The organism is Bacillus sp. FJAT-18017, from assembly GCF_001278805.1.
Taxonomy (GTDB): Bacteria; Bacillota; Bacilli; order Bacillales; family Cytobacillaceae; genus Bacillus_D.
In genome coordinates this window covers 2087918-2107317 of record NZ_CP012602.1, presented here as the reverse complement: position 1 = coordinate 2107317, position 19400 = coordinate 2087918, and the positions used below count along the sequence as shown (strand labels likewise).

15 protein-coding genes are annotated in these 19400 nt (G+C 44.3%); 1 reads left to right on the top strand and 14 read right to left on the bottom strand.

All coding sequences use genetic code 11. From position 1 onward, the window contains the following. Positions 1-152: 152 nt before the first annotated feature. The 12 genes from AM500_RS09645 to AM500_RS09590 all read right to left on the bottom strand — a co-directional run bounded on the left by AM500_RS09645 (position 153) and on the right by AM500_RS09590 (position 16680). Complete coding sequence (locus AM500_RS09645; RefSeq protein ID WP_053599018.1) at positions 153-590, bottom strand: BrxA/BrxB family bacilliredoxin; 438 nt, start codon at positions 588-590, stop codon at positions 153-155. A gap of 265 nt (positions 591-855) precedes the next feature. Next, entirely contained in the window at positions 856-1905 is a 1050-nt protein-coding gene (gene meaB / locus AM500_RS09640; RefSeq protein WP_053599017.1) for a methylmalonyl Co-A mutase-associated GTPase MeaB, read from the bottom strand. Beyond that, on the bottom strand, positions 1906-4083 hold the full coding sequence (gene scpA, locus AM500_RS09635; RefSeq protein ID WP_053599016.1) for a methylmalonyl-CoA mutase: 2178 nt from the start codon (positions 4081-4083) through the stop codon (positions 1906-1908). Then, complete coding sequence (locus tag AM500_RS09630; RefSeq protein WP_053599015.1) at positions 4073-5878, bottom strand: methylmalonyl-CoA mutase family protein; 1806 nt, start codon at positions 5876-5878, stop codon at positions 4073-4075. Before AM500_RS09630 ends, scpA begins: the two co-directional genes overlap by 11 nt. A gap of 465 nt (positions 5879-6343) precedes the next feature. Next, a complete protein-coding gene (locus AM500_RS09625) occupies positions 6344-7672 on the bottom strand; it encodes a dihydrolipoamide acetyltransferase family protein (RefSeq protein WP_053599014.1) in 1329 nt (442 codons plus the stop codon). Positions 7673-7712: 40 nt separating this feature from the next. Next, positions 7713-8696 carry an alpha-ketoacid dehydrogenase subunit beta gene (locus AM500_RS09620; protein ID WP_043932843.1) on the bottom strand — a complete coding sequence of 328 codons (984 nt, stop codon included), beginning with the start codon at positions 8694-8696 and terminating at the stop codon, positions 7713-7715. Then, complete coding sequence (locus AM500_RS09615) at positions 8696-9703, bottom strand: thiamine pyrophosphate-dependent dehydrogenase E1 component subunit alpha (RefSeq protein ID WP_053599013.1); 1008 nt, start codon at positions 9701-9703, stop codon at positions 8696-8698. Before AM500_RS09615 ends, AM500_RS09620 begins: the two co-directional genes overlap by 1 nt. A gap of 57 nt (positions 9704-9760) precedes the next feature. Next, positions 9761-11182: a dihydrolipoyl dehydrogenase gene (gene lpdA, locus AM500_RS09610; protein WP_053599012.1), complete on the bottom strand. Its 1422-nt coding sequence runs from the start codon at positions 11180-11182 to the stop codon at positions 9761-9763. Between the two features lie 18 nt (positions 11183-11200). Then, the gene (gene buk, locus AM500_RS09605; protein WP_053599011.1) at positions 11201-12298 is read right to left on the bottom strand and encodes a butyrate kinase; all 1098 of its coding nucleotides are present in this window, start codon (positions 12296-12298) and stop codon (positions 11201-11203) included. A 146-nt stretch (positions 12299-12444) separates the two neighbouring features. Then, positions 12445-13539 carry a branched-chain amino acid dehydrogenase gene (bcd, locus tag AM500_RS09600; protein ID WP_053599010.1) on the bottom strand — a complete coding sequence of 365 codons (1095 nt, stop codon included), beginning with the start codon at positions 13537-13539 and terminating at the stop codon, positions 12445-12447. A 20-nt stretch (positions 13540-13559) separates the two neighbouring features. Next, complete coding sequence (gene yqiS / locus AM500_RS09595) at positions 13560-14471, bottom strand: phosphate butyryltransferase (protein ID WP_053599009.1); 912 nt, start codon at positions 14469-14471, stop codon at positions 13560-13562. A 142-nt stretch (positions 14472-14613) separates the two neighbouring features. Continuing rightward, positions 14614-16680, bottom strand: a complete 2067-nt coding sequence (locus tag AM500_RS09590) for a sigma-54 interaction domain-containing protein (protein ID WP_053599008.1) — start codon at positions 16678-16680, stop codon at positions 14614-14616. A 175-nt stretch (positions 16681-16855) separates the two neighbouring features. Between AM500_RS09590 and AM500_RS09585 the strand changes: the two genes are divergently transcribed. After that, a complete protein-coding gene (locus tag AM500_RS09585) occupies positions 16856-17092 on the top strand; it encodes a DUF2627 domain-containing protein (RefSeq protein WP_043932836.1) in 237 nt (78 codons plus the stop codon). A 16-nt stretch (positions 17093-17108) separates the two neighbouring features. On the opposite strand, the gene AM500_RS09580 is transcribed toward AM500_RS09585, so the two are convergent. Together AM500_RS09580 and spo0A are read right to left on the bottom strand one after the other, a co-directional pair. Continuing rightward, complete coding sequence (locus AM500_RS09580; protein ID WP_053599007.1) at positions 17109-17846, bottom strand: glycerophosphodiester phosphodiesterase; 738 nt, start codon at positions 17844-17846, stop codon at positions 17109-17111. Positions 17847-17985: 139 nt separating this feature from the next. Further along, positions 17986-18777, bottom strand: coding sequence for a sporulation transcription factor Spo0A (gene spo0A / locus AM500_RS09575; protein WP_053599006.1), 792 nt, complete (start codon positions 18775-18777; stop codon positions 17986-17988). Positions 18778-19400: the final 623 nt, after the last annotated feature.

The window sequence follows — 19400 nt, the reverse complement described above, 5'->3', positions numbered from 1 at the left end:
ACTAATTTTTATTCACATTAATGAATTTTAACACGTTTTAATAATTATTCAATACTATTTTTAAAAATTAATTTTCTGATTTTTTCCAGCTGCCCGAAGGCATAAAAAAACCCGCTACGCAAAAAGCGTGACGGGCAAGTGATTTATGCTTTTTATAATTCTTCGCAGTACTTATCGAATGCGTCTTGAAGCTTTTGAATGACAGCCATCGGCTCATGGCCTTCAATATCATGTCTCTCAAGCATGGTGCAGATTTTTCCGTCCTTTAGCAGGGCAAAAGATGGAGAGGATGGTGGATATCCTGTAAAAAAGCCGCGTGCTTTTTCGGTTGCTTCCTTGTCCTGTCCGGCAAAAACAGTCACTAAATGATCGGGGCGCTTATCATAGTGAAGCGCGTGGGCCGCAGCTGGTCTTGCAATCCCGCCTGCGCACCCGCATACAGAATTAATCATGACCAAAGTTGTTCCTTCTTTATCAAAAGCTTGTTCAACCTCTTCAGGTGTCTTTAATTCTGTATAGCCGGCTGCAGAAATTTCATCCCGAGCCTGGCGGACAACATCGTTCATGAACAAATTAAAATTCATTGTCAATGGAATCACTCCCTCATATCAATATACAACTTATATTCTATCATAACAGGGAAAATAAACTTTTTTCAATTAAAGAGAAAAATTTATGGATAAGGTTTACACCTTTTCCATAATGGGAAAGTAAAGAATACAGCTAGATCCATACCCCTAAACTCCCTAATTTATTGGATAGCACTATGTGCTATCCCCTTTTTTTGTATATGATTGTATAGATATGCATTTTTTATTCACAAAAAATAATCTAAACGCACAAAATTATGCAAAATTAATTACAATTTTTATAGAACTGCGAAAGAAGGATTTCTGCAGCACGCGCTGGAGTAATCCCGCCTTGAAGAATTTCTTTTTCGATAGTAGGAAGCATGGATTTTACTTTATCATTTTGATAGAAACTGTAATGAAGTTGATCGGATATAACGTTGTGAAACCAATCTTGGAGCTGTTTTCTACGCCTGTCATCCCATGTTCCTGATTTCTCTCCGATTTTGGCGAATTCCCCTATTGTGTCCCAGATTTCCGGAATGCCCTTTTTGGTAATCGCTGAACAGGCGAGTGCCTTCGTTTCCCAGCCAACAGTTGCCGGCTGAAGGAAGTGGAGAATTTTTCTATATTCATGAGCCGTTTTCTCAGCAAGCCTTTGGTTTTCTCCATCTGCCTTGTTGACAATAATTGCATCCGCAAGCTCCATAATGCCTTTTTTCATTCCTTGAAGCTCGTCTCCAGCTCCGGTCAGGGTGAGCAGCAGAAAAAAATCCACCATCTCCCTGACCGAAACTTCACTTTGGCCTACTCCAACGGTCTCGACAAGGATTACATCATAACCAGAAGCCTCACATAGCAACATCGATTCACGAGTTTTCCTATGTACACCCCCAAGTCTTCCTGCAGAGGGGGATGGCCTGATGAAGGCTGATGGATGCCGGGAAAGCTGTTCCATCCGAGTCTTATCCCCGAGGATGCTGCCTCCGGTTACTGAGGAACTGGGATCTACCGCAAGCACGGCTACCTTATGGCCCATTTCGCAAAGATACAGGCCGAAAGCCTCGATAAAGGTGCTTTTGCCTGCACCTGGAACACCAGTTATTCCAACCCTGATGGAATGGCCGGTGAAGGGCAGCAATTTTTGCAAAAGAGTCTGTGCATCTTTAAAATGGTGAGAAGCATTGCTTTCAATGAGAGTAATTCCTCTGGCAAGCGCGCTCCTGCTCCCCTCCTGAATTTGTTTTGCAAATTCAGCAGCCTCAAATTCCTTACTGCTTTGCTTTTTAAATACTGGCTTGTTCTCCTTCATGGTGTTATCATCCTTTTTGCCCATTTACACTTCCTCGTACCCAAGCGATTTGTAGATCTGTTTGATAATATCCTGGGCAGCAACTGGAATGACTGTTCCGGGTCCGAAAATAGCGGAAGCACCATTTTCATATAAAAACTGATAATCCTTGGAGGGAATGACCCCGCCAACTACAACGAGAATATCAGGCCTTCCAAGCTTCCTTAGTTCCTTTACAAGCTCTGGAAGCAACGTCTTATGGCCGGCAGCCAGTGAACTAAAGCCAACGACATGGACATCATTTTCCACAGCCTGCATCGCGGTTTCTGCAGGTGTCTGAAAGAGCGGGCCAATATCGACATCGAAGCCAAGGTCCGCAAAAGCTGTGGAAATGACCTTCGCCCCGCGGTCGTGTCCGTCCTGTCCCATTTTTGCAATCAAAATCCTTGGGCGTCTTCCCTCGTTTTCCAGGAATTCCTCGGCCATTTGCTGAACCAATTCAATTTCTTCTTCTTTGGAGAAAGTTGAACTGTAAACCCCGCTAATGGAGCGAATGGAAGCTTTATGGCGCCCGGCAGCCTTTTCAACTGCTTCAGAAATTTCCCCGAGTGTCGCCCTTGCCCTTGCGGCTTCAACTGCGAACTCCAGCAAATTGCCTTTGCCGCTCTTTGCTGCTTCCTCCAATTGAGCTAGAGCTTCAGCAACAGCCTGGCTGTCCCTGTTTGCTTTTAATTCATTTAATTTTTCAATTTGGCGATGCCTGACCGCGGTATTATCAATATCCAGGATATCGAGAGGTTCTTCTTCGTTTGCTTTATATTTGTTTACTCCGACAATTATTTCCTTTCCTGAGTCGATCAATGCCTGCCTTCTGGCTGCGGCTTCTTCGATTTTCATCTTCGGCAGACCGGTTTCAATCGCCTTTGCCATCCCGCCTAATTGTTCAATTTCATCGATATGGGCAGTAGCACGTTTAATCAAATCATTTGTTAATGCCTCAACATAATAGGAGCCAGCCCATGGATCAATTACTTTTGTAATTCCTGTTTCTTCCTGGAGGAAAAGCTGAGTATTTCGGGCGATTCGGGCTGAAAAATCGGTTGGAAGGGCAATTGCCTCATCAAGAGCGTTTGTATGAAGCGATTGGGTATGACCCATTGCGGCAGCATGCGCTTCAATTAAAGTTCTCATCACATTATTGAAAGGATCCTGCTCAGTCAGGCTCCAGCCGGAAGTTTGTGAGTGGGTTCTCAAAGCAAGCGACTTTTCGCTCTTCGGGTTGAAATTCTTCATCATTTTTGCCCAAATGAACCGGGCTGCCCTCATTTTTGCCACTTCCATGAAATAATTCATGCCTATTCCCCAGAAGAAACTAAGCCTTGGTGCAAATGAATCGATTTCAATCCCAGCCTTAAGCCCGGTCCTGACATACTCAAGTCCATCTGCAAGCGTATAGGCAAGCTCAATATCCGCTGGCGCTCCTGCCTCCTGCATATGATATCCTGAAATACTGATGGAGTTGAACTTTGGCATAAACTGTGACGTATAGGCAAAAATGTCGGCGATAATTCTCATCGACATTTCAGGAGGATATATATATGTATTTCGGACCATATACTCCTTCAAAATATCATTTTGGATTGTTCCAGAAAGCTTATCCTTTGTCACACCCTGCTCCTCGGCAGTGACTATATAAAAAGCCAGCACCGGCAGGACAGCTCCATTCATTGTCATTGAAACTGACATTTGGTCGAGGGGAATTCCATTGAATAAAGTCTTCATATCAAGAATCGAATCGATGGCCACCCCCGCCTTGCCAACATCGCCGACAACTCTTTCATGGTCAGAGTCGTATCCTCGATGGGTAGCAAGGTCGAATGCTACTGACAAACCCTTTTGTCCCATTGCAAGATTTCGCCTATAAAACGCATTGCTTTCCTCCGCAGTCGAAAATCCAGCATATTGACGGACAGTCCACGGCCTATTAACATACATGGTCGGATAAGGTCCTCGTGTAAATGGAGGCAGTCCTGGTTTGTCATCAAGATGCTCCAAACCGTTCAAATCGGCTTCATTGTATACTGATTTCAAGGCAATACCTTCATTCGTTTCAAAAAGAAAGTTATTGTTTTCCTTCAGCAAGGGCTCAGATTTTATTGCTACATGCTCATGCTGCTCTTTTTTAAAAAGCGAGATTGTCTGAAAATCTGGTTTATTGCGCATTTCCTGGCACCTCCAATCCATTTAGGATGCTGTTAATAAATTGATAACAATTGCTTTTGGCATGAATGAAATCATGTATGCCAGCTGCTTCCCATTCCTGGCTGTTTCCCGGTTGTCCCGCCAGATACAAATTAATATCGGGATGCTTTTTCTTCAACTGGCTGGCAATTTCGAGTCCAACCTCTTCGTATAACTCATTACTAGAGCAGATACAAAAATTAGGGATTCCTTTTTCTTCTATAAAGGTTAATGCGTCTTCAACCGTGAACATGGCTCCACTTCGAACTGTACGGATACCGCCCGGGGAAAGGAAGCCTTCCACAAAATCAGCCCGAGGTTTATGGTCCCTGATGTCCCCAAGACAAATCAGGCCAAATTCGGTGTTTACCCCTGCAGTTTCAAGCTCTTTAGCCTTTATCCTGAGCTCCTCAAATGGCACCGATAGCCTGGTCGGTATAGGTATGTTTAAAACTGGCATCCCTTTTGGCGTTTCTTCTGCAAGATTGGCATAAACGTTTGTGCCAATAATACTGCGCTTTCTATTTTTACTATCAATAAGTCTGTTATTAAGTGTTCTTTCAATCTCAGTTTGGATCCAGCCAGATTGAAGCGAAGCCACCATGCCTCCGTGATGGTCGATTTTACAAAAAAGCTCCCAAGCCTTTTCTGCGAGCTGTTCGGTAAGCTCTTCGATGAACCACGAGCCTCCCGCAGGGTCTGCCACCTTATCAAGGTGCGCTTCTTCCTTTAGGATAAGCTGAATATTCCTGGCAATCCGTTCTGAAAAAGGAGTTGCGCCTGTCAAACTATCATATGTATCAACATGTAAATACTGGACTCCCCCAAGGACAGCAGCAAAGGCTTCATTTCCTGTTCGCAATAAATTGACATGAGAATCAAAAAGCGTAAGGGTAAATTTGGAGGTTTCAGCGGCTATCACCATCTTCCGCTTCACTTCACTAGCCCCATATACTTCAGCTATCTTATCCCAAATGATCCGGGCTGCCCTTAGCTTGGCAACTTCCATAAAAAATTCCGAACCAATCTGAAAGTTGAAAACAAACTTGTCTACTATATCATCAATGTCCATACCGGCATCAAGCAAGCTTTCAATATAGGAAACTCCTGTTGCGGCGGCTGCCGCTAGCTCCTGTACTGCATTGGCACCCCTCACATGGTACACACCTGTATCAACCATTACTGTTCTAAGCACTGGCTCCCGTACAGCCGCAGTCTTAATGGATTCAGCCCAGTCTTCATGATTGACTTCTTTTTCATAAAGTAAGATAGGATCAAAGGCTATGTATCCTGAGAGGACGCCCTGGCCTGCCTTCTTTTCAAGCTTTTCTAGTACAGAATCAATTCCAGTGGTTGTTTTAATCGCAAAAGGATGGCTTTTAGCAAAGTGACCAATTACCTCTCCGTGTGCTGCGGTAAATTCAGGACCAACCTCAAGGGCAATCGCGGTTTGCCCATTCGCCGCCGCGTCCTTAAGCTTCTCCCTTAATTCCTCAGGAGATATAGCGACAATTTTTTGTGCAATCCGCCATGGCTTCTCTTGATAGCCATTTTGGTAAATTCCCCTGCGGTAGTCAGGCTTTCCAGCGAATCCAGGATTTTTTTTATCATCTGCTGAATAAAGCGGTTTCAAAACAATCTCTTCATATGTGCTGCTGCAAAGTGATTCTACCGTTTTTCCCTTCAAGGCTTGTTCTGCTTTTTCTCTCCATTCATCGACGGTATAGTTATTAAATTGATAGTCCATTAGTTTCCCTATCCCCATATGCCCTGCCAATAGGCAGCTCACCCCTTTTCAGCTCTTGTTCAAAGATTCTAAAAACTTCTCGCTTTAATTGTAGTATAGCGGGCTATTCCAGGCAATGAAGAAGAATTCTATATGCCCTGCAAAGCAAAAGTTCTGGTTTTAAACTAGTTATGTTACCGACTAGAGGTCTCGAAACCCGTAAAGGAAAGATAGAACCTTCCTATGTGACAAACCCGAGGCCGAGAAGCCTTAAAAAGTAACATAGAACCTGGCTATGTGACAAACCCGAGGTTGGAAAGCCTTAAAAGGTAACATAGAACCTTCCTATGTGACAAACCCAAGGTCGAGAAGCCTTAAAAGGTAACATAGAACCTGCCCCATGTGACAAAACCGAGGTCGCGAAGCCTTAATAGACATAGAATATCAACCATCAACTTGGCCTCACCAATAAAGAAGGCTGACCAAATTCAAGACTTTGGTCAGCCTTAAGTGTTATTAATAAATTGACGTGTTTTCCTTGGACATGTTCTCAATAATTGCCTTGACCCTCTGAAGGAATCGGCCGCAAACAAGGCCATCTAAGACACGGTGGTCGAGCGAAAGGCAAAGATTCACCATGTCACGGACTGCGATCATGCCATTGTTCATGACAACCGGGCGTTTGACGATTGATTCGACTTGCAGGATGGCAGCCTGAGGATAGTTGATAATCCCCATTGACTGGACTGAGCCAAATGAGCCGGTATTATTCACTGTGAATGTGCCGCCTTGCATTTCGTCCATTGTAAGCTTCCCATCGCGTACCTTAACAGCAAGCTCCGAGATTTCACGGGCAATGCCTTTAATCGTTTTCTCATCAGCATTTTTAATGACAGGGACAAAAAGCGCATCATCGGTTGCGACTGCAATCGAAATATTAATGTCTTTTTTCTGGATAATCTTATCTCCTGCCCACATTGAATTCATTTGTGGAAATTCTTTTAGAGCCTGTGCGACTGCTTTTACAAAGAAGGCGAAAAATGTCAGGTTGAAACCTTCCTTCTTTTTGAACTCATCCTTAAGTGAATTCCGATACTCAACAAGGGATGTCGCATCGACTTCAACCATTGTCCAAGCATGTGGTGCTTCATGTTTTGAGCGCAGCATGTTCGCTGCAATCGCCTTGCGGACTCCAGTGACCGGTATTTCAATATCACCAGGCAGTGTCGGAATCGAAATAGGAGCCTTCTCCTGGGCAGGTTTCGCAGCAGGTTGTTGGGTATCAGCCAGAGTTGCCGGTTCTGTCCGGGTTTCCGCAGCTTTTGATGCTTCTGCTCCAGCTTGAGGAATAGTGCCTGATTCGATAAGCTTCAGCAAGTCCTTGCGAGTAATTCGCCCTCCAGCCCCAGAACCGGAGACCTGGTTGAGATCAATACCGTGTTCCTGGCTAAGTTTTAAGACTGCCGGTGAATACCGAGCCTTGCCGAATCCTTCTCCTGACTCCCTAACCGCAACTGCGGCAGGCTGGTTCTGTTCAGCAGACGCTATGGAAGTTCCCGCTTCAACTGTCTCTACTGTTTCAGCAGGTACAACAGCTCCCTCTCCGCCAACATCTATCGTGCAGATAACTTCTCCAACAGCAAGGGTATCCCCTTCACCTGCAATCAATTCCTTGATGGTCCCGGTGAAGGAGGATGGTACCTCTGCATTCACTTTGTCCGTCATAACCTCAGCGAGCGGATCGTATTTGTTAACTTTATCGCCAGGGGAAACGAGCCATTTACTAATGGTACCTTCCGTAACACTCTCTCCCAGCTGCGGCATTTTAATTTGTTCAATTGCCAAAATGAAGTCACTCCTTCATACATATTAAAGGGAACGGCTTTTAAAATTCCGCAAGCTCCCGCATGGCCTTCTCTACCTTTTCCGGATTCATCATGAAGAATTTCTCCATTGTCGGGGCATATGGCATGGCCGGTATATCCGGTCCGGCAAGCCTTTTAATTGGAGCATCAAGATCGAACAGGCAGTTTTCAGCAATAATTGCTGATACCTCTCCCAAAATGCTGCCTTCTTTATTGTCCTCTGTAACAAGCAGGACCTTCCCGGTTTTGGAAGCAGCTTCGATAATGGCTTCCTTATCAAGCGGATATACCGTCCGAAGATCGAGGATGTGTGCAGAAATGCCATCCTTTGCAAGCTTCTCGGCAGCCTGCAAAGCAAAGTGGACACAAAGGCCATAGGTAATGACGGTAATATCTTCGCCCTCACGTTTAACATCAGCCTTACCAATCGGAAGCGTATAATCCGTATCAGGAACTTCACCCTTGATTAGGCGGTAAGCCCGTTTATGTTCAAAGAAAAGGACCGGGTCATCATCACGGATTGCTGCCTTGAGCAGACCTTTTACATCGTAAGGAGTCGAAGGCATAACAATTTTCAAACCAGGCTGGTTTGCAAAAATGGCCTCAACTGATTGGGAGTGGTACAACGCCCCATGGACGCCTCCTCCATAAGGAGCACGGATAACGATCGGGCAGTTCCAGTCATTATTGGAGCGATAGCGGATGCGCGCTGCTTCGGAAATAATCTGGTTGACTGCTGGCATGATGAAATCGGCGAATTGCATTTCAGCAATAGGCCTCATGCCATACATGGCAGCTCCAATTCCGACACCGGCAATCGCAGATTCAGCAAGCGGGGTGTCAATCACACGTTCTTCCCCGAACTTGTCGTACAGCCCGACGGTTGCTTTAAAAACCCCGCCTTTGCGGCCTACATCCTCACCAAGGACAAAAACTTTAGAGTCTCTCTCCATCTCTTCACGGATTGCCATTGTTACAGCATCAATATAAGAAATAACAGCCATTATGCATCCCCCTTGTCTTCAGCGTAGACATAATTGAGGGCGTCCTCAGGCTTTGCATAAGGAGCATTCTCTGCATACTCTGTTGCTTCGTTGACCTGCTTCATGACGCGCTCATTGATTTTCTTCTCCAATTCATCATCCATAACGCCCGTTTCCTTTAAATAAGCGCCAAATGTAATAATCGGATCCCTAGTCTTTGCTTCGGCAACTTCATCCGGTGCGCGGTATGCCCTGTCATCATCGTCGGAAGAATGTGGAGTAAGTCTATAGGAAATCGTTTCAACAAGTGTCGGACCTTCTCCACGCCGACCGCGGTCGGCTGCTTCCTTGACAACCCTATAGACTTCAAGCGGGTCATTCCCATCTATCGTATAGCCAGGCATTCCATAGCCAATTGCCCTGTCTGACACATTCTCACAGGCAAGCTGCTTTTCAATTGGAACAGAAATGGCGTACTTGTTGTTTTCGCACATTAAAATGACAGGCAATTTATGAACTCCGGCAAAATTGGCGCCTTCATGGAAATCACCCTGGTTTGATGAGCCTTCACCGAACGTGACAAACGTAACAAGATCTTTCCCTTCCATTTTTCCGGCCAGAGCAATCCCTACTGCATGTGGGACTTGTGTTGTTACAGGTGATGAACCTGTAACAATCCGATTTTTCTTTTGGCCAAAGTGGCTTGGCATCTGACGGCCTCCGGAATTTGGATCTTCTGCTTTTGCAAAGGCAGATAACATCAATTCCCTTGGTGTCATTCCAAAAGTCAAAACAACTCCTAAATCCCTGTAATATGGAAGGACATAGTCTTTTTCCTTATCGAGTGCAAATGCTGCCCCGATTTGAGCAGCTTCCTGTCCCTGGCAAGAAATGACGAAGGGAATCTTTCCGGAACGGTTTAAAAGCCACATCCGTTCATCCAGTCGCCGGGAAAGAAGCATTGTTTCATACATTTCAAGAACCTTTTCATCGCTCAGGTCCAGAGCGTGGTGGCGGTTTTCAACCATATATCAAGTACCTCCCATGTGTTCGTATTGATTAATCCATTTAGAAGCTAAGGTTTTTTAAGAGTGAATCGCTATGCCATCGACTGCCAGCGCGGCTTCCCCTATAGCCTCTGACAATGTTGGATGTGGATGAATCGTATGGGCAATTTCCCAAGGAGTTGCATCCAGTACTTTTGCAAGCCCGGCTTCGGAAATCATGTCTGTTACGTGTGGTCCGATCATATGGACACCAAGTAAATCATCTGTGTCTGCGTCAGCAATGATTTTAACAAACCCATCTGATTCTCCAAACACAAGTGCTTTGCCAATTGCCCTGAAAGAAAACTTTCCAGTCTTGACATTGTAGCCTTTTTCCTTTGCTTCTTCTTCGGTCAATCCAACGCTCGCAGCTTCAGGATGGCTGTAAATGCATTTGGAAATAAGCGTGTAATCAATTGGGTTTGGATTGTTTCCAGCAATATGTTCAACTGCAGTAATGCCCTCGTGAGAAGCAACATGTGCAAGCTGCAAACCGCCAATTACATCGCCAATTGCGTATATGTGCGATTCTTTTGTTTGATAATATTCGTTTGTTGCAACGAATCCTTTTTCAATCTGAATATCAGTATTCTCGATGCCGATTCCTTCGACATTGGCTTGCCTGCCTACTGATACAAGGATTTTTTCTGCCTTATATTCCTTGAGCTGGCCTTTGACTTCAGCAGAAATAGAGACACCCTCTTCTATAGTTAGAGTCTCAGGAAGGACTTTTGCACTTGTTACAATCTTTACGCCGCGCTTTTTCAAAAGCCGCTGCATTTCCTTTGAGATTTCGTGATCCTCGGTTGGTATAATCCTCGGAGCATACTCAAGAACGGTTACCTCGACACCAAAATCGGATAGCATTGATGCCCATTCAATCCCAATAACTCCACCGCCAACAATCACAATTGATTGCGGCAAGGCTTCAAGCCTCAGTGCCTCATCCGAAGACAGGACATATGTACCGTCAATGTCCAGGCCCGGCAGTGAACGGGGCCTAGAGCCAGTTGCAACAATGACATTTTTGGGAATGAGCATTTCGTTCTCGGTGCCATCATTCATTTCAACGGAAATTGTACCAGGCATCGGCGAGAAAATGGATGGCCCCAGAATTCGGCCGGTCCCTTTAAAAACATCGATTTTCCCCTGTTTCATTAGGTGCTGGACACCCTTATGCAGTTGGGAGACAATCTTATTCTTTCTCTCCTGAACCTTCCCAAAATCAAAAGTGACATCCCTAGCAATAATGCCATACTCCTCGCCCTTTTTAGCTGTAACATAAACTTCGGCGCTTCTTAGCAATGCCTTGGAAGGGATACATCCGTTATGAAGGCAAGTTCCCCCAAGCTTCCCCTTCTCGACAATTGCAGTTTTCAAGCCTAACTGAGAGGCGCGGATTGCGGCCACATAACCGCCTGTTCCTCCGCCCAAAATGACCAAATCATATTCCTGAGCCATGCTTTATCCTCCTGCTATTTAATAGCGGATTTTATTTGGATATTCCTTTACACTTTCCTCACCGCGAAGCACGCGAAGCGCACCTTCAGCCAATGCCTGCAGTTCATTTTCGCCGGGGTGGATGAAACAATCGGAAATCCAGTCAATCCGGTCTGTGATCAATTTGACGAAATCCTTGCCATAAGCAAGCCCACCAGTAAGAATGATAGCATCCACTTTTCCGGCAAGGACAGCACTTGCGGAACCAATTTCCTTGGCAACCTGATAGGCCATAGCTTCATATACTAGCCTTGCCTTTTCGTCACCTTTTTCTATCATTTTCTCTACTTTTACTGCGTCACTCGTTCCGAGATAGCTGAAAAGACCACCCTGTCCGACTAGTTTTTTCATAACTTCATCACGGTAATACTCGCCGGAAAAGCAAAGACTGACGAGATCGCCGACAGGAACAGTACCTGCCCGTTCAGGACTAAATGGGCCTTCACCATGAAGGCCGTTATTTACATCAATAACACGGCCGCCTTTATGGACGCCCACAGTAATCCCGCCGCCCATATGTGTGACAATCAAATTCAAGCTTTCATAGCTCTTGCCTAAATCCCTTGCGACTCTTCTTGCCACCGCTTTTTGATTGAGTGCGTGAAAAATGCTTTTACGCTGAATTAATGAAAGACCCGAAATTCTGGCAATATCCTGTAACTCGTCTACGACGACAGGGTCAACAATATAGGCCGGGATATTTAAACCAGATGCAATCTCATAAGCAAGAATGCCTCCCAGATTGGATGCATGCTGCCCTGCATATCCTGCTCGAAGATCAGCAAGCATTGTCCCGTTTACTGAATATGTACCACCTTCGATAGGGCGGAGCAGTCCTCCCCTTCCGCAAACAGCACTCAGCTTTGAGATATTGATACCCTCTTCATGAAGTGTTTCCAAAATCGTCTGTTTACGGAATTCGTATTGGTCAATGATGCTCTCATAAGAAGCAATATCCTCAGATTCATGTCGGATTGTCTTTTCCATTACCGGACGCTCGTTGTCATAGATGCCGATTTTTGTTGAGGTAGAGCCGGGATTAATGACGAGGATGCGATAGTTTTTGCTTTGCTTCATACAAGACCTCCAAAAAAACTGATATTATGGCCGGTCACCCTCAGTTCATATTCCCTAATGGGCAAACCCTGCATTTAAGGTAAAGCCGCATGCCAATAAAGCACATGCGGCTAAGCGTGGCCAAGTTTTGACGTAATGTTTATTGATTATCGTCTGCTCAGAATATGGTGGCCATTTTGCAAAAATTGGTTTCTGGAATTGCGTAGTTTACTGATCCGTTCTTCGACCATACGGTCTGCTGCTACATAAGTTGGTATACCATCGCGTTTGCTTATTTCCATTACCTTCTCAATATTGGTATAGATTTGCTCGACTCTCTTCATAGCGCGCTCCCTGTTATAGCCGTGAAGCTCATCAGCTACGTTAATGACACCGCCAGCATTAATGACATAGTCTGGCGCGTAGACAATGCCCATCTCATAAATGGTATCCCCGTGGCGGGTATCCTTCAGCTGGTTGTTTGCTGCTCCTGCAATGACTTTTGCGCGAAGCTGAGGAATAGTATCATCATTGATTACTGCCCCTAGTGCGCATGGTGCGTAAATATCACATTCAACACTATAAATTTCGTCAGGATCAACTGCTTTGGCACCAAATTCTTCAACTGCCCGCTTAACAGCTTCCTTATTGATGTCAGTAACAATCAGATTGGCTCCTTCTTCATGAAGATGCTTGCACAGGTTATAGGCTACATTCCCCACACCTTGAATCGCAATTGTTTTGCCCTCAAGCGAATCGGAACCAAACGCTTCTTTTGCTGCGGCTTTCATTCCCCTATATACGCCATAGGCTGTAACCGGTGATGGATTGCCGGATGAGCCGAACGCTGGAGAAATTCCTGTCACATAGTCGGTTTCCTCATGAATCAAATCCATGTCTGCAACTGTTGTGCCAACATCTTCCGCGGTGATGTATCTTCCATTCAAACCTTGAATATACCGGCCAAACGCACGGAACATTTCTTCATTTTTATCCTTGCGCGGGTCACCGATAATGACTGTTTTTCCCCCGCCGAGATTCAGGCCGGCTGCGGCATTTTTGTAGGTCATCCCACGTGCAAGCCTTAGTGCGTCTTCAATAGCTGCTTCCTCGGAGTCATATGTCCACATCCTGGTTCCGCCAAGTGCTGGTCCTAACGTTGTATCATGAATGGCAATGATTGCCTTTAAACCGGATTGCTTGTCCTGACAGAATACCAATTGCTCATAATCATACTTTTCCATATACTTGAAGATTTCCATTTGTTGTTCCTCCTCTATTTTCAAATTGCACTTGAAGACGAGCATAGCGCCAAAGCAAGTGAATAAAGCTTGCTTTCCGAAGAATCGGAGCGTGAAGTGAGGACAATTGGAGACGTGGCCCCACATAAAACACCACCGACTTTTGCATTGGCAAAATAAACAAGAGATTTATACAAGATATTACCTGCCTCAATTGAAGGCATGAGTAAAATATCTGCTCTTCCAGCCACATCCCCTATGATGCCCTTGTGTTCGGCAGCAAGGGGTGAAATTGCATTATCAAGTGCCAGGGGACCTTCAATAATACAGCCATCTATTACGCCTTTTTGATTCATTGCAGCAAGCTCTGCAGCATCAAGTGTCGCCTGCATGGCAGGGTTAACCGTTTCAACAGCACAAACTGGAGCAACTTTTGGATTATTAATCCCTAAAGCAGTCGCAAGCGAAACTGCATTTTGAATAATTCTCGCTTTTTCCTCCAGATTAGGAGCTATATTCATGGCAGCGTCGGTTACAAAAATCGGCCTTTCGTATCCAGGAATATTAAATGCTGCAGTGTGGGACAAAATACCGGTTGATCTAAGCCCATACTCCTTATTTAAAACAGCTCTTAAAATCAATGAAGTTTGGATATCGCCCTTCATCAAGACTTGTGCTGTTCCTGAACTGACTGCTTTTACTGCTTCAATTGCCGATTCATTTATTTCCTGAACGTCCCTAATGATAATGGAAGTATTCTTTGCAAGTCCAAGCTGAATTTGTTCAAGAATGGTTTCTATATGCTCGCTGTTACCGAACAGGATAAACTTAGCCATTCCATGGCGGATGGCTTCAGCAACTGATTCGAGAACCTCTTCGTCGGCTGCCGCGGCAACTGCCACTGTTCTTTTCGTACTTTGCACTGATCTTTCTAGAAGAGCATCAAGAAACACTTTGCAATCATCCCCTTTGCCGGGGTAATTCCCCCGAAAAACAAAAATGCAAGAACCGTGCCAAAAACGAAACCACTGCTTTTTATAATGATAGAAAAATAAAAAGCGTTATTTTTACGAAATAAATTGCAGACCATGCAAATTATTGCATGCTTGTATTTTCAAGATTATACTTTTCAAGCTTATAATACAGATTTCTAATTGACAGCCCCAAAATCTTTGCCGTTTTTGTCTTATTTCCATTTGTCTGTGCAAGAGTACGGCTAATGATTGCAGCTTCATATTTTTCAACCATCTCTGCAAGAGGCATTGATTCAGTAGCTGATAGGCCTGGTAAGGCAACCCTGCTTGATGAGGTACGTTTCTTAAGGTCTGGAAGATGATTGACATCAATAATCGTTTCATTGTATCCCATGAAAATAATTGCCCTGCCCAGTATATTCTCCAGCTCTCTAACATTCCCCGGCCAATCATATTCCATTAAATGAAGCATTGCCGCCTCTGTTACACCCTCAACATTGCGGCCATAATCCTGATTGATTTTATGAATCAGCCTCTCGCATAACAACGGCACTTCCTCCAGCCGATTCCTAAGCGGAGGAATATGGATAGGAAGGCGATTGATTCGATAATAAAGGTCTTCTCTAAACGTACCGCTTGCAATCCCTTTTTCTAGATTGACATTCGTTGCCGCAATGATCCGGACATTAATTGGAATGGCTTTGGTGCCGCCTACCCGGATAATTTCCCTTTCCTGAAGCACCCTTAATAATTTCGCCTGGGTATTAGCCGATAATTCACCTATTTCATCCAGGAAAATGCTTCCGTTATTCGCCTCTTCAAACAAGCCACGCCTTCCGCCTCTTTTTGCCCCGGAAAAAGCACCCTCCTCATAGCCGAACAACTCGCTCTCCAAAAGCGTTTCGGACAACGCTGCACAATTGACCCGAATAAACTTATTGAACTTCCTATCACTTGCATTATGTATTGCGTGGGCAAACAACTCTTTACCGGTACCGGATTCTCCCCTAAGAAGAACGGTCGCTGGTGTTTTTGCCGCCAGTTTCGCCTGTTCGGTGGCAAGGAGCATTTCCTCTGATTTTCCGATAATGTCATCAAAAGAATATTTAGCCTCAAGTGTCCGGATAATCTGCCTGGCACGTGAAAGCTCACGGTTCAGTGTCTGGATTTCCGACATGTCGTGAATAACGCCAACACTGCCTTTTAATTTTCCTTCTACAATAATTGGTGCTACATTGACAATTACTTCCTTTTTATTTGGGCCAACTCTCATAGGAACACCACGGACCGCACGCCTAGTTTTAAGCACCTTCAAATGCATGCTTTCCCCTTCGGAAATATCCGCAGTGGCGGGCTTACCAATCACTTGCTCCCGCGTAAGTCCAGTTATCCTGTTATAAGCAGGATTTACAAGAATGCCCCTTCCTTCTTCATCAACAACGGAAATGGCATCATCGCTGGATTGGATAATTGCTTCAAGCATTGTTTGTATTTCCTTGAGATTTGTTATTTCTTCCGCAAGGCTGAGTACCTCAGAAATATCTTTGAATACGGCAAAGGCACCTAAAAGAATTCCTTGTTCATCAATGATTGGGATCCTCGTCGTAATAATTTTCACACCATTAACCAGGACCATTTCCTGATTGGCTTCAATCCTTCTAGAGCTAAGGATCAGGGGCAGCCTGCTTGAAGGGATGATTTCATGGATGTGGCTGCCAAGGGCAAGCTCTCTGCTGACTCCTACCATTTCTGATGCTCTGCTGTTAAAAAGAGTGATTATTCCTTTTTGGTCAATGACAATCATGCCATCGCTTGCGGAACTAAAAATCAATTCCTGTTTATACGACTCATTTTTTAGCCGCTCGATTAAATCTTCCTTTAATTCCATCAAGGTAGCGATCAAGAATGCTACGCTCCCCGGTATCAGAATTGCATCGGATGCAGCCTTTTTTAATTCGGGAAAAACAGTAGGGTCTCCTGTAACCTCAATAATGATATCATGATTACAGGCCATAAATGGCTTCCAATCTCCCCCCGTGGGAATCCCCTCGCTCCTGGCAAGAAATATACCTGGGGCATCCTCGTTCCTGTCTATAACAGCCTTCACATCAAAGATTTCTGCTTCCTTAAGCATTTTAAGTATCGCAGTACCGCCTTTACCTGCACCAATGATCATCACACTCGGCAAACTTGATGCCTCCCTTTACAGAAATAGGAATTACTCCGCAAACAATTTCATGGAGTAAGCGCCATGAACCTGCAACCTTTTTCATGTTAATTCTAACGGTTCTAAACTTTCTTGACAAATTTTTATCTTAGCTTATGATTTTTTTAGGGAATATCTTTGATTGGGGAATGAATAGATGAAACGTTTGGCTGCTCTTCTTGTTATGTTGGTCCCAGGGTTTTTGGCAGCTTATGGAGTAAAATTAATGCGGGATATGCTCTTTGGCAAACTATTGGAACCTTTTGGGCTCCTATGGCTGCAATTTTTGACTGGTTTCATTCTTTTTGTAACAGGGCTTGGCTTCGTGGCCGGCTTTGTGCTTTATCGAGATCGAAAACGCAATAAAGTCCAGGACCGCTTTAAAAACAAATAAAAGGAAAGGGCAGAATTTACGGCCTCTTTCCTTTTTTGTTTTTTATCTCGAGTGCAAGCGCCGGATTATCAGTTATAAGAGCCGTACAGCCAGCTTTATATAACCTTTCCATGTCCTTTTCCCGATTTACTGTATAAGGCCTTACCGCAACACCATTAGATACGGATTCCCTAATAATGTCGTCAGACGCATATATATATTTCGGATGAATCCCTTTGGCTCCTAAAGCTTTCGCATATACCCATGGTTTATAGACTAGTTCCGCAAAAAGTGGCGCTGTTTCTATTTCAGGATCAATTCTTAAGCACTGGACCACACTGTAATGATTAAAGGAAGAAAGAATCACACGTTTTTCCAGCCCATACTTCCTGACAAGGCTTATTGACTTTTCCTCCATACTCGCATAGGGAAATATCCCGTTTTTAAATTCAATATTGCAGTTAAGATTTGTGTCCTTTAGCCATTCCAGCACTTCCTCGAGTGTTGGGATTGGTTCAGACCCCTTTGGGGACATCTTTTTAAAATCGGCATTCAACTTTTTGATCTCCGTATATGTAAAATCTTTTACAAAACCTGTATTTCCCGTCGTCCTGTCTACCTTTTCGTCATGTATAATGACAGGAACCCCATCTTTCGTTAATTGAACATCCAGCTCCAGCCCTTCGGCACCAGCCTTTTCAGCTTCAATAAAAGCAGTCATTGTATTTTCCGAATACAATGACTTGTATCCGCGATGAGCAAATATCAAAGTCATTTCAATTCCCCCTATTGCTATAAATTCTCTATGCCTTTACCTCTACCCTTTTTCATTATATGTTATACTCCAAAAAAATCCCCCTTTAGCACAGAGCTAAAGAGGGATCTTTGTTTGGAAATTTAGAGGAATCGCTGAACTAAGAAGCTTTATGTTCAAGCCTAAGCTTGTCAGCTACCATTGCGATGAATTCAGAATTAGTCGGTTTTGCTTTGGTCATGCTGACCGTGTAGCCGAACAAGGAGGAGATTGAGTCAATATTCCCGCGGCTCCAGGCTACTTCAATCGCATGGCGGATTGCCCTCTCGACACGGCTTGCAGTCGTGTTGTATTTTTTGGCAATATCCGGATATAAAACTTTTGTAATGGATCCAAGCAACTCGATGTCATTGTAAACCATTGAAATTGCTTCACGGAGGTATAGGTACCCTTTAATATGCGCCGGAACACCAATCTCATGAATGATGGTGGTGATGCTCGCATCCAGATTCCTTGGCTTTTGCTCGGAATGGGAACGGAAGCTTGAGGAGTGGCCTTTCCTCGTAACAGAACTTGATTTGCCATTTACAGTGCGAATGTGATTGCCGAGCATTTCCATATCAAACGGTTTCAAAATAAAATAGGACGCCCCCAGCTCCACAGCCTTTTTGGTCACATCTTCCTGACCGAATGCAGTCAGCATAATGACATGCGGCATTGGTCCATTTTTAATCTCGCGCATCCTCTCAAGAACAGCAAGCCCATCAAGATGAGGCATAATAATATCCAAAACAAGTACGTCTGGATTTACTTCTTCCAACATTTCCAGGCATTCCTGGCCATTATGCGCAACGCCAGCTACCTCCATGTCATCCTGAGACGATATATAATCATCCAGTAACCCTACCAATTCACGGTTATCGTCAACGACGCAAACTTTAATTTTCTTCACTCCCAGTTACCTCCTCAAGTTCCAAGTAATCTCATAACCAATCTATTTTCTATTCTAAAGGACAAATTCGACAATGCAACTATAATTCCTGCACGGAAGTAAAATTTTCTCAAAAAACTCATATAAATTGCGATTATCTTTATTTATCTCGTTAATTCTCTTTATTTCGACTCTTTTCGCTTTAATCTGCGATTTTGTCGAAAAATATTTTGTTATTGTCATCACAGCCGAGCTCCCAACCCCAAGCTTATAGGATTTTCGAGAACCACTTACAGGGGCTAACAAAGCCGCTTCCGCATTAACTATTAATGCCTGCAGGCTCTACCTTTTATTAGCAAAGAGTAAGTAAGAGAGAAAACGGCCGTTACTAAAAGTCCTGACGATTATAATGGTTAAGAAACGCAAGGGTGCCGTTGTCAATAAAGATTCTTGACGACCCGGATAGCTGCGAAATAAGGGGCATGGTCGTCAATAAAGGTTCTTAACGACCCGGATTGCTTAGAAATGAAGGGCACGGTCGTCAATAAAGGCCCTTGACGACCCGGATTGCTTAGAAATGGAGCACACGGTCGTCAATAGAGCATCACTAATCCTTTTCCCGTTAGCAAATTGAATAAGCTTCC